This window comes from Pseudomonas sp. K5002 (assembly GCF_013386655.1).
GTDB lineage: Bacteria > Pseudomonadota > Gammaproteobacteria > Pseudomonadales > Pseudomonadaceae > Aquipseudomonas.
In genome coordinates, this window is the sequence record NZ_JACARK010000062.1 from 1 (window position 1) to 11956 (window position 11956).

General features: G+C 61.1%; 13 protein-coding genes and 1 pseudogene. 8 read left to right on the forward strand and 6 right to left on the reverse strand.

Translation table 11 applies throughout. The features are described from left to right. Positions 1 to 317, forward strand: a pseudogene (locus HX846_RS03975) (inorganic triphosphatase); the annotation flags it as partial. Between the two features lie 56 nt (positions 318 to 373). On the opposite strand, the gene HX846_RS03980 reads toward HX846_RS03975, so the two are convergent. Further along, on the reverse strand, positions 374 to 844 hold the full coding sequence (locus tag HX846_RS03980; protein WP_087693276.1) for an Lrp/AsnC family transcriptional regulator: 471 nt from the start codon (positions 842 to 844) through the stop codon (positions 374 to 376). 127 nt (positions 845 to 971) lie between these two features. Here HX846_RS03980 and HX846_RS03985 point away from each other — a divergent pair, with 127 nt between their 5' ends. The 7 genes from HX846_RS03985 (at position 972) to HX846_RS04015 (ending at position 7050) form a co-directional block, all read left to right on the forward strand. Then, positions 972 to 1310 carry a hypothetical protein gene (locus HX846_RS03985; protein WP_087693277.1) on the forward strand — a complete coding sequence of 113 codons (339 nt, stop codon included), beginning with the start codon at positions 972 to 974 and terminating at the stop codon, positions 1308 to 1310. Positions 1311 to 1394: 84 nt separating this feature from the next. After that, positions 1395 to 3098, forward strand: a complete 1704-nt coding sequence (locus tag HX846_RS03990) for a GspE/PulE family protein (RefSeq protein ID WP_178965008.1) — start codon at positions 1395 to 1397, stop codon at positions 3096 to 3098. Positions 3099 to 3154: 56 nt separating this feature from the next. Further along, a complete protein-coding gene (locus HX846_RS03995; protein WP_003213925.1) occupies positions 3155 to 4075 on the forward strand; it encodes an SPFH domain-containing protein in 921 nt (306 codons plus the stop codon). A gap of 10 nt (positions 4076 to 4085) precedes the next feature. Then, a complete protein-coding gene (locus HX846_RS04000; protein ID WP_008438897.1) occupies positions 4086 to 4532 on the forward strand; it encodes an NfeD family protein in 447 nt (148 codons plus the stop codon). 69 nt (positions 4533 to 4601) lie between these two features. Continuing rightward, positions 4602 to 4919, forward strand: a complete 318-nt coding sequence (locus HX846_RS04005; protein WP_008438896.1) for a DUF2388 domain-containing protein — start codon at positions 4602 to 4604, stop codon at positions 4917 to 4919. Positions 4920 to 5078: 159 nt separating this feature from the next. After that, on the forward strand, positions 5079 to 5750 hold the full coding sequence (locus HX846_RS04010) for an outer membrane protein (RefSeq protein WP_008438895.1): 672 nt from the start codon (positions 5079 to 5081) through the stop codon (positions 5748 to 5750). Between the two features lie 157 nt (positions 5751 to 5907). Further along, positions 5908 to 7050, forward strand: coding sequence for a DegT/DnrJ/EryC1/StrS aminotransferase family protein (locus tag HX846_RS04015; protein ID WP_177050305.1), 1143 nt, complete (start codon positions 5908 to 5910; stop codon positions 7048 to 7050). A 39-nt stretch (positions 7051 to 7089) separates the two neighbouring features. On the opposite strand, the gene gcvH is transcribed toward HX846_RS04015, so the two are convergent. The 5 genes from gcvH to HX846_RS04040 form a co-directional block, all read right to left on the reverse strand. After that, positions 7090 to 7473: a glycine cleavage system protein GcvH gene (gene gcvH / locus HX846_RS04020; protein WP_087693282.1), complete on the reverse strand. Its 384-nt coding sequence runs from the start codon at positions 7471 to 7473 to the stop codon at positions 7090 to 7092. A 51-nt stretch (positions 7474 to 7524) separates the two neighbouring features. After that, positions 7525 to 8607 (reverse strand): glycine cleavage system aminomethyltransferase GcvT, encoded by a 1083-nt coding sequence (gene gcvT, locus HX846_RS04025; protein ID WP_003213938.1) that lies wholly within the window; start codon positions 8605 to 8607, stop codon positions 7525 to 7527. 156 nt (positions 8608 to 8763) lie between these two features. Then, positions 8764 to 10380 carry an iron ABC transporter permease gene (locus tag HX846_RS04030; RefSeq protein WP_003213940.1) on the reverse strand — a complete coding sequence of 539 codons (1617 nt, stop codon included), beginning with the start codon at positions 10378 to 10380 and terminating at the stop codon, positions 8764 to 8766. A 112-nt stretch (positions 10381 to 10492) separates the two neighbouring features. After that, positions 10493 to 11497, reverse strand: a complete 1005-nt coding sequence (locus HX846_RS04035; protein ID WP_003213942.1) for an extracellular solute-binding protein — start codon at positions 11495 to 11497, stop codon at positions 10493 to 10495. 95 nt (positions 11498 to 11592) lie between these two features. Next, positions 11593 to 11956 (reverse strand): FAD-dependent monooxygenase (locus HX846_RS04040; protein WP_178965009.1); only part of this gene is annotated, 364 nt, incomplete at its 5' end.

The window sequence follows — 11956 nt, forward strand, 5'->3', positions numbered from 1 at the left end:
GCCAGGGCGCTGCACAGCTGGCCAACTGGCTGCCGCGCCTGCTGGCCGATGACGCCGTTGCCCTGCAACTGCCGCGCTACCAGCAACAGCCGGAAGACCTGGCCGAGCAACTGCCGCGTATCGAACGCATCCTGGCCTGGCTGCACCATGCACGCCAGGTGCTGGATATCGCCGAGCTGGACCGTTTGTATGGCGAGCTGAACAAGCTGGCGCACCTGGCCAACCAGCCGATCACCGATGAGTCGCTGGATGCGCGGATGCATCAGGCGATTGCGGTGTATCAGAATCGCGCCTGGAAAACCCTGCTGCGCCTGTAAAACCTTGTGGCGAGGGAGCTTGCTCCCTCTTCACTAAAATCAGGCCAAGACAACTATCAGCGCAACACCGGCAAACTCGTGGTGGACTTGATCTCCGACAAGGCCACTATCGAGTTGACCTCCTGAATCCCCGGCACCATCGACAGCTTCTCAAAGAAAAACCGCTCATACGCCTCGATGTCCGACGTGACGATCCGCAGTAAAAAGTCCACCGCCCCCATCAGCACATAACATTCCAACACTTCCGGAAAACCGCGAATCGCCTCGGTGAATTCAGTGAAGTTGGAACGGCCGTGGGCGTTGAGTTTCACCTCGGCAAAAATCTGCGTATTAAGGCCGATTTTCTTGCGATCCAGCAGGGTGACCTGGCCGCGAATCACACCCTCCTCTTTCAGCCGCTGAATCCGGCGCCAGCACGGCGACTGCGACAGGCCGACCTGTTCGGCGATCTGCGCGCTGGAGAGCGAAGCGTCTTCCTGCAACAGCGCGAGAATGCGCCGGTCGTACACGTCCAATTCAGCGTGCATAGAAATACCCATTAATCATGATTTAAAGAATTACATGATTCTCTTATAAGCCAATACAGGCTGTTTTAGATAAGAAATCTCCCGCGACGAATGCAAAAATTTCTCCAGTCGAATCCGGAGAATCATCATGCACGTCGTCGAAGCCTCCCACCCCGCCCAACGCGTTGACGCCTGGGCCGTCAGCAATGCCCACTGCCAGGCGCACTATCAAATGCTCGCCGAGGCTGAACCCGACGTGTTGTGCCGGGTGCTCAACTATTTTGCCCTGCAGTTCCTGGTGCCACGTCAGGTGAGCGTGCAGCGTGAAGACGACCTGCTGGCGATCGATATCGTGATGGATGGCCTGAGCTGGCACCGGGCCCAGGTGATCGGCGAAAAACTTCGTAACCTGATCAGTGTGTGCTCGCTGGAGCTGCGCCCGGTAGATGCTGCGCGGCCTCTGGCGGTCCAGGCGGCCGCTCAGTAAAAGCCTGCAATAAACCCCGGAGGCCGAAGCGCAAAGCGTGACTAGCCTGAGGACTACGCCTAATCGTTGCCCAGGAACGTCACCATGTCCGTTGCGCCAAATCCCCAGGATCGCTGGCTGGAAATCCATCAGTTGTTGCCTGCCCTGATCGACCAGGGCCTGGTGCCCGCCGACCTGGCCCTACCGGCGAACAGTGGGCTGCATCCCCTGGAATGCATTGCCAGCCAGGGGCCGTCTCTGGAAATGCTGACCGAATGGCTCGCCCGCCACTGCGGCCAGCCCTACCTGCGTATCGACCCGTTGAAAATCGACGTCGCGGCGGTGGTGCCGCTGATGTCCTATGCCTTTGCCCAGCGCCACAAGATCCTGGCCGTTGCGGTCGACGCCCACAGCGTTACCGTCGCCAGTGCCCAGCCTTACGTATGCAGTTGGGAAGCCGGCCTGGCTCAGGTGTTGAAGCGCTCCATCAAGCGGGTGCTGGCCAATCCCCAGGAGATCCAGCGCTGCACCGTGGAGTTTTACCGACTGGCGAAATCGGTCAGCGGCGCCATTGATCAAAAAACCTCCGGCGCGCCGAATATCGAACAACTGCTCAATCTCGGCGCCAGCGACCAGGAGCCCGACGCCAATGACGCGCACATCGTCAACATCGTCGACTGGCTGTTGCAGTACGCCTTTGGCCAGCGGGCCAGTGATATCCATATCGAACCCGGACGCGATCAGGGGCGCGTGCGTTTTCGCATCGACGGGCTGCTGCATGATGTCTATCAATTCCCATCCCAGGTGACGATGGCGGTGGTCAGCCGCCTGAAAAGCCTGGGCCGGATGAACGTGGCGGAAAAACGCAAACCCCAGGACGGCCGGGTGAAGACCAAAAGCCCCACGGGCGGGGAGGTGGAACTGCGCCTGTCGACCTTGCCCATAGCCTTCGGCGAAAAGCTGGTGATGCGAATTTTTGACCCGCAGGTGCTGCACAAGGATTTCCAGCAACTGGGACTTTCCAACGACGACCTGCAACGCTGGCAATCCATGACCGGCCAGGCCAACGGCATCATCCTGGTCACCGGCCCTACCGGTTCCGGCAAGACCAGCACGCTGTACACCACGCTCAAGCAATTGGCCACTCGCGAGGTCAACCTGTGCACCGTCGAAGACCCGATCGAGATGGTGGAGCCGGCCTTCAACCAGATGCAGGTGCAGCACAACATCGACCTGACCTTCGCCAGCGGCATCCGCGCCCTGATGCGCCAGGACCCGGACATCATCATGATCGGCGAGATTCGCGACCTGGAAACCGCAGAAATGGCGATCCAGGCCGCCCTGACCGGGCATCTGGTGCTGTCGACGTTGCACACCAACGATGCGCCCGGCGCCATCAGCCGCTTGCTGGAACTGGGCATTCCCCATTACCTGATCAATGCCACGCTGCTGGGGGTGATGGCCCAGCGCCTGGTCAGGCTGTTGTGCCCGCACTGCAAGCGGCAAGCCGGGCAGGTCCATCAGGCAGTGGGTTGCGGCGAGTGCCGGGAAAGTGGCTATCGGGGTCGAGCCGGGGTCTACGAGATCATGCTGATGAACGATCGCCTCAAGGCCCTGGTCAGCCCGGGCACCGACCTCCAGGCCCTGCGCCTGGCGGCCCTTGACCAGGGAATGTGCAGCTTGCGGTCCGCCGGTATGCGCAAGGTAATGGCAGGACTGACAACACTTGAAGAGGTACTGCGAGTGACGCCTGGGGATTCAGAAACAAATCCTTTGATCGATGGCGCGGTAATCCGTCCTTATCCGTGACAACACCGTTACAATCGGAAAAACCTCGCTTCACCGTCACCAGACAAGGAATCGTTATGCAGATCGGAACCGTACTGCTTCTTTTTGTAGGCTTGGCCGTCGCCATCCTCTTCATGGGTTTCAAGGTGGTCCCGCAGGGTTACCAGTGGACAGTCGAGCGCTTCGGCCGCTACACCAACACCCTCAAGCCCGGCCTGAACATCATCATTCCGGTCATGGACCGCATCGGTCGCAAGATCAACGTGATGGAAAGCGTGCTGGATATCCCACCCCAGGAAGTCATCACCGCTGACAACGCCACGGTGCAGATCGACGCCGTGTGCTTCTTCCAGGTGGTCAATACCGCCCAGGCTGCCTACGAGGTGAACAACCTCGAACACGCCATCCGCAACCTGCTGCAAACCAACATCCGTACCGTGCTCGGCTCCATGGAGCTGGATGCGATGCTCAGCCAGCGTGACGGCATCAACGAAAAACTGCTGCGCACCGTCGACGAAGCCACCGCACCGTGGGGCATCAAGATCACCCGGATCGAGATCAAGGACATCAGCCCGCCTGCCGACCTGATGGCCGCCATGTCCGGCCAGATGAAGGCCGAGCGGATCAAGCGTGCGCAGATCCTCGAGGCCGAAGGCCTGCGAGCCTCCGCGATCCTGACCGCCGAAGGCAAGAAGCAGGCGCAGATCCTGGAGGCCGAAGGTGGTCGTCAGGCCGCCTTCCTGGAATCCGAAGCCCGCGAACGTCAGGCCGAGGCCGAAGCCCGCGCCACTCAAGTGGTATCGGAAGCCATCGCCACCGGTAACGTGCAGGCCATCAACTACTTCGTCGCCCAGAAATACATCGACGCACTGGGCAAGCTGGCCTCGGCCAACAACAGCAAGGTGATCCTGATGCCGCTGGAAGCCAGCCAGGTGATTGGCGCAGTCGGCGGCATCGGCGAAATCGTCAAGGCAACCTTCGACAACAAGAAAGCCTGAGGCACGCACCATGTGGGAATTCCTGCAGCACCTGTCGTTTTGGGACTGGCTGGCACTGGGCACGGTGCTGTTGATCCTTGAAGTGTTCGGTGCCGGTGGTTATCTGCTGTGGATGGGCATCGCCGCGGCAGCCGTGGGCGTGATCAAGTTCCTGGTGCCGAGCCTGGGGCTGGAGTGGCAACTGCTGCTGTTCGCCGTGTTGTCGATCCTCACGGCGGTGTACTGGTGGCGACGCCAGCGCAGCAGCGCCAAGGTCAGCGACCAGCCGGGGCTGAACATGCGCGGCTCCGAGTTGATCGGTCGCACCTTTGTGGTGCATCAGGCCATCGTCGAGGGCCGTGGCAAGATCAAGGTGGGTGACGGTGTGTGGATGGCATCCGGGCCGGACGCGCCGGCTGGGGCACACGTACGTGTCATTGGTCAGGAAGGCGTGATTTTGCAGGTTGAAACTGTTTAGTCATCCATGGAACTCGGCTGGGCTATCTACAATCAAACTGTTCAGATAACCCAGTCGGAGTCACCCATCATGCGTCTAAAATATGCTGTCGCAACCCTCGCTGTGCTTTCCCTTCCTGTCGGTTCAGCCATGGCCGACAGCTTCTGGCGTAATGTCATCTCATCGGGTGCCACGACCGGCTCGACGTACCTGACCTTCAAGGACCACAAAATGGTAGTCGCCGCCCAGGACGACGCCGGTAGCTTCGTCGCCAGTGACGGCAACATCCGTGGCCCATACCTGGAAGCTGCGATGCAGAAAGTCCGCGCCGATAACCCTGGCCTCAAGGCCACGGATATGGACCTGGCGAACGCAATCCTGGCAAAAAACGCCATTGCTTCCGAGTAATACCGCCGCATAAAAATGCCGTTCCTCGAGAGCGGCATTTTTTTGCCCTGATTTCCTACGCCAGACGCTGGCGATTCCGCATCTGAACAGGAAAAGTCCTGTCGAGTTGCAGGCGCGCCCGGCAACAAGCTATCGATTCCCTTCAGACTGAGTGAATCGATGACCATGCAAAAACTCTCCTACGCCCTGCTGCTCGCCGCGGTTGCCACGCCTTATGCCCAGGCAGAAAGCTGGTACGGGTCGGCAAAGCTCAACAGCGCCCGGCAGAATCTCTCAAGCTCACTGCTGACCAGCCCACGCGTAACCCACCGGGTAGAAGCCCCCGACAGCAGCAAGACGTTCACCGGCTCATTCGCCGTGGGCTATGCCTTTGCCGATGGCTGGCGCCTGGAGGGGGAATACACGATGCCCAGCCACTCGACCTTCAAATCCCATTGGGCACCGTTCAATGCCAACGTCAACAGCCTGCGCACCGACAGCCAGCGCCTGATGCTCAACGGTTATAAAAACATCCCGATCAATGAATGGCTGTCGTTCTACGGTATGGCGGGAGTCGGCGTGGCCCAGGTTGACGCCGAGGGTTACCAGACCAACGACACCCGCCGTTTCGCCAGCAATCGCCAATACAACTTCGCCTACAGCGTTGGCCTGGGGCTGGATGCCAAGGTCAGCGAAACCCTGACCCTGGGTACCGGCTGGCGTTACGTGGACATGGGCGGGATCGAGACCGGCTACAACACGTTCGCCAATCGGATAAACGCCCGGGACGAACAGCTCAAAGGCAAGCTCAAAGAGCAGAACGTGTTTCTTGAGGCACGCGTTGCCTTCTGACACCGATGCTGAAATGCCGCTCCCGAGGCGGCATTTTTTGTTTCAGGCGGGACGATTCATTCACAGACGACAGGCTATATTCAGTCGAGCCGTGCAACCATGCCCGGCATTGATATGCTTTTTCTCATCGCCTTCTGAAACGGATGCCTTCAACGTCATGAGCCAACTGCCCTTTCTGCCGTTCTCCAAGCCCACCATTGATGAAGCCACCATCTCGGCGGTAGGCGACGTACTGCGCTCCGGCTGGATCACCAGCGGGCCGAAAGTGCAGGCGTTCGAGGCGCAGTTGTCGGAATATTTTGGGGGGCGCCCGGTGCGTACCTTCAACTCGGGCACCTGCACCATGGAGATTGCCTTGCGCATCGCCGGTATCGGGCCTGGTGACGAAGTCATCACCACCCCGATTTCGTGGGTAGCCACGGCCAACGTGATTCTGGAAGTCGGTGCCACGCCGGTGTTCGCCGACATCGACCCGGTGACCCGCAATATCGACCTGGCGCAGGTAGAAGCCGCGATCACACCGCGCACCAAGGCAATCATCCCGGTATACCTGGCGGGCCTGCCGTTGGACATGCCATTGCTCTACGCGCTGGCCAACAAGTACAACCTGCGCATCGTCGAAGATGCAGCCCAGGCCCTGGGTTCCAGCTGGGATGGCCAACGCATTGGCGCTACCGGCGATTTCGTATCGTTCAGCTTCCAGGCGAACAAGAACATCACCTCGTCCGAAGGCGGCTGCCTGGTATTGAACAACGCTGAAGAAGCGCGCCTGGCGGAAAAATATCGCCTGCAGGGCGTGACCCGCACCGGCTTCGATGGCCTCGACGTGGATGTGTTGGGCGGCAAGTTCAACATGACCGACATCGCAGCAGCCATCGGCCTGGGCCAGTTTGCCCATATCGAGAAGATCACTGCCCACCGCCAGGAACTGGCGCGTCACTATTTCGAATGCTTCGGCAGTGATTTTGAAGCGCAGTACGGTGCGCAATTGCCACCGGCAGACTTCGAAAACAGCAACTGGCACCTGTTCCAGCTGGTACTGCCGGAGCGTCAGGACGGCCTGCCCGCACGCGCCACGTTCATGGAGCAGATGCAGGCCCATGGCGTCGGCATTGGCTATCACTACCCACCGATCCACCTGCTGAGCTTGTACAAGGCACAGGGATTCAAGGAAGGCATGTTCCCGGTAGCGGAAAAAGTGGGGCGTTTGATTGTGTCGTTGCCGATGTTCACGGCGATGACGAAGGCGGACGTAGAGCGTTCGGTAGCGGCGGTAAAAGCAGTATTGAAACGCGGATAAAACCTTTGCGGGAGCCGATTGCCGGCTCCCGCAGCGGGATCACTCGCCGATGGCAGCCTTGTAGCCGGCAGCGTCCAGCAATTTTTTCAGTTCATCCGGGTTGCTTGGCTTGAGCTTGAAGATCCAGGCGCCGTAAGGGTCGGAGTTCAACAGCTCTGGCTCACCGCTCAAGGCGTCGTTCACCGCGATCACTTCGCCAGCAATTGGCGAGTAGATATCCGAAGCGGCCTTCACCGATTCAACCACGCCGGCCTGGTCAGCCGCCTTGAACACGTTGCCGACTTCGGTCAACTCAACGAACACTACATCCCCCAATGCTTCCTGGGCATGGTCCGAGATCCCGACGGTCACGGTGCCGTCAGCTTCCAGACGGGCCCATTCGTGACTTTCGGCAAAACGCAGGTCGGCAGGGATATCGCTCATAGTCTGTGTCCTCAAGGAAAAATGTCAGCGGCCATTGGCCCGCCGGAAAAGTTAGATCAATGTTTTGCCATGGCGCACGAACGTCGGTTTGACCACCCGAACCGGGTACCACTTGCCGCGGATTTCCACCTCGGCCCGGTCAGCAGTCGCCGACGGCACACGCGCCAGGGCAATGGATTTGCTTAGCGTAGGAGAGAAACTACCACTGGTGATCTCTCCTTCGCCAACATTGGCGATACGAACCACCTGGTGAGCGCGTAAAACCCCGCGCTCTTCCAGCACCAGGCCGACCAGCTTGGACTTCACACCCGCAGCCTTTTCGGCTTCCAGGGCGGCGCGGCCGATGAAATCCCGCTCGGCCGGCTCCCAGGCGATGCTCCAGGCCATGTTGGCTGCCAGGGGCGAAACGTCCTGGTGAATATCCTGACCGTAAAGGTTCATGCCGGCCTCAAGGCGCAGCGTGTCGCGGGCGCCAAGGCCGATGGGCGAAATGCCTGCGCCTACCAGGTCGTTGAAGAACGCCGGGGCCTGATCGGCCGGCAGGACAATTTCAAGACCGTCTTCGCCGGTGTAACCGGTGCGCGCGATAAACCAGTCGCCGTCAGCCAGGCCTTCAAAGGGCTTGAGCTGATGGATCAGGGTGGCGCGGGACTGGGTCACCAGTTCAGCGATCTTTTGCCGGGCATGGGGGCCTTGAATGGCGAGCATGGCCAATTCGGGCCGCTCGCGGAGCTGGGCCTGATAGCTGCCGAGCCGAGCCTGCATCCAGGCCATGTCCTGGTCACGGGTGGCGGCGTTGACCACCAGCCGGTAACCGCCCTCGGTACGGTAGACGATCATGTCGTCCACCACGCCGCCCTGCTCGTTGAGCATGGCGCTGTATAACGCGCGGCCGCAGCCGTGCAATCGGTCAACATCATTGGCCAGCAAATGCTGGAGCCATTCCTTGGCCTGGGGGCCTGTGATATCGATCACGGTCATATGGGATACATCAAACACCCCGCAGTCGCGTCGCACCTGATGGTGCTCCTCAACCTGCGAGCCGTAGTGCAAAGGCATATCCCAACCGCCAAAATCGACCATTTTCGCGCCAAGGGCGAGATGCAGGTCATACAGAGGCGTGCGCTGTCCCATGGGTTTCTCCTTCCGGGCGTGGCGAAGGTGCGGACGGTCGCCGTTCGGGCCGCACGCCTTGAAATACAAGGCCTGTAGCCGCGTTCAGCAACCCGATCTGAAAGATCGACCGCACCGAATGCCGCGCATTGTAGCCTCAAGCCGTAGGACTGGCACCTAACCGATTCGTCGCGCCGAACGTCGGATCAACCCGATGACCGGTAACAGCCCCACCAATACCAGGGTCAGGGCCGGCAGCGAAGCCCGCGCCCACTCCCCTTCGCTGGTCATCTCGAAAATCCGCACCGCCAGCGTGTCCCAGCCGAACGGGCGCATCAGCAGGGTCGCCGGCATTTCCTTGAGCACATCGACAAACACCAGCAGCGCCGCGCTCAGGGTGCCCGGCAGCAAAAGTGGCAGATACACTTTGCAAAACAGTCGCGGCCCGCTGACCCCAAGACTGCGGGCGGCTTCCGGCAAGGATGGACGGATTCGCGCCAGGCTGTTTTCCAGCGGCCCGTAGGCCACCGCAATGAAGCGCACCAGATACGCCAGCAGCAAGGCCGACAAACTGCCCAGTAACAGCGGTTTGCCGGCGCCCCCCAGCCAGCCGGAGACCGGGATCACCAGTTCACGATCCAGGTAGCTGAACGCCAGCATGATCGACACCGCCAGTACCGAGCCGGGCAGCGCGTAGCCTACGTTGGCCAGGCTGATGCCGGAGCGGATGGCCCGGGTGGGCGCCAGGCGATGGGCGAACGCCAGCACCAGGGCCACGCTGACGGTGATCAGGGCAGCCATACCGCCCAGGTACAGGGTATGGACGATCAAACCGGCGTAGCGCTCGTCCAGGTCGAAACGGCCACGCTGCCAGAACCAGGCCACCAGTTGCAGCATCGGGATCACGAACGCGCAGGCGAACACCAATCCGCACCAACCGCTGGCCAACGCCGCCTTGAACCCGCGCAGATGGTAAAGCGCCTTGCCGCGAGGTCGCTCGTTGCTCGGCCGGCTGGCGCCCCGGGCACGGCGTTCGCCGTACAGCACCAGCATCACCACCAACAGCAACAGGCTGGCCAGTTGCGCGGCACTGGAGAGGCTGAAAAAGCCGTACCAGGTCTTGTAGATGGCGGTGGTAAAGGTGTCGAAGTTGAACACCGAGACGGCACCGAAATCCGCCAGGGTTTCCATCAACGCGAGGGCCACGCCCGCACCGATGGCGGGACGCGCCATGGGCAGGGCCACCCGCCAGAACGCTTGCCACGGCGACTGCCCCAAGACACGCGCCGCTTCCATCAGGCCTTTGCCCTGGGCGAGAAACGCGGTGCGCGCCAGCAGATAAACGTAGGGGTAGAACACCAGCACCAGCACGATGATCACACCGCTGGTCGAGCGCACACGCGGCAGGCGCAGGCCTGTACCAAACCATTCGCGCAGCAGGGTTTGCACCGGGCCGGAGAAATCCAGCAGGCCGACGAAGACGAAGGCGAGCACATAGGCGGGAATCGCGAAGGGCAGCATCAACGCCCAGTCCAGCCAGCGCCGGCCGGGGAATTCGCAGAGGCTGGTCAGCCAGGCCAGGCTGACGCCCAGCAGCGTAACGCCCACACCGACGCCCAGCACCAGGGTCAAGGTGTTGCCCAGCAGACGTGGCATCTGGGTTTCCCACAGGTGGGACCAGATTTGATGGTCGATGGTCTGCCACGACAGCAACAGCACGCTCAACGGCAGCAGCACCAGGGCGGCGACGGTGAAGACCGGCAGGTACCAGCGGCGTTGGGCGGGATGGGCCAAAGGTTAATTCTCAGAGAATGAATAGCTTGAAGCCAGCGCTAACCAATGTGGGAGCCCGCTCCCACACAAGCCCGCCCCCACATTTAGATCGGCGGCGCCTTGCAAATTGTATCTAGTTCCAGCCAGCGCGATCCATCAAGCGAATCGCCTCAGCCTGACGCTTGCCCGCCACTTCCACCGGCAATGTGTCAGCTACAAACTTGCCCCAGGTCGCCACTTCCGCCGACGGCGGCACCGCCGGGTTGGCCGGGAATTCCTGGTTCACATCCGCAAAGATCTTCTGCGCTTCCGGCGTGGTCATCCACTCCACCAGCGCCTTGGCTGCTTCCGGGTGCGGTGCGTGCTTGGTCAGGCCGATGCCCGACAGGTTGACGTGCACCCCGCGGTCGCCCTGGTTCGGCCAGAACAACTTCACCGCCAGGTCCGGCTTCTGCTTGTGCAGGCGGCCGTAGTAGTAGGTGTTCACGATGCCCACGTCACACTGCCCGGCGTTGATCGCTTCCAGCACGGCAATGTCATCGGAGAACACGTCGGTGGACAGGTTGTTGACCCAGCCCTTGACGATTTCCTCGGTCTTGGCCGCGCCGTGGGTTTCGATCAGGGTGGCGGTCAGCGACTGGTTGTAGACCTTCTTCGCGGTGCGCAGGCACAGGCGGCCTTCCCACTGTTTGTCGGCCAGGGCTTCGTAGGTGGTCAGGTCGCCCGGTTTCACGCGATCGGTGGAGTAGGCGATGGTCCGCGCTCGCAGGCTCAGGCCAGTCCAGGCATGGGCCGAAGAACGGTATTGAAGGGGAATATTCTTGTCGATCACCGCAGAGGTGAACGGCTGCAGGATGCCCATCTGCTCGGCCTGCCAGAGGTTACCGGCGTCGACGGTGAGCAGCAGGTCGGCGGTGGCGTTTTCACCTTCGGCCTTGATGCGCTGCATCAGCGGCGCTTCCTTGTCGGTGATGAACTTCACCTGCACGCCGGTCTTCCTGGTGTAGGCGTCGAACACCGGCTTGATCAGTTCGTCGATGCGCGAGGAGTAGACCACGACCTCATCGGCCGCCTGCACGGTGGTGCTGCCGATAAGAGTGAGTGCCAGGGCAGTCAGGAGGCGCTTGGGTGCCAACATGGGTGCGGTCTCTCATTTGCAAAAAGAGCGCAAATGATAAAGACTCACATTTGGTAACGCTCAACGGAGCCGTTACCAGATGTTGCACAGCACCCTCAGGCCTTGGCCAGCTCCGGCAAATCCCCGGTCAAACCCAATGCCTGACGCACAAACAACGCCTTGGCCTCCGGCATCTGCTCAACCACCTTCAGCCCTGCATTACGCAGCCAGCGCAACGGCAGTTGATCGGCCTGGAACAACCGCTCAAAGCCTTCCATCGCCGCCATCAGCGCCAGGTTGTGCGGCATGCGCCGACGCTCGTAACGGCTGAGCACCTTCACATCCGCCAGGCGCTCGCCGCGCTCGTTGGCCGCCAGCAGCACCTCGGCGAGCACCGCCGCATCGAGGAAGCCCAGGTTCACGCCCTGCCCCGCCAGCGGATGAATGACGTGGGCCGCGTCGCCAATCAATGCCAGGCCT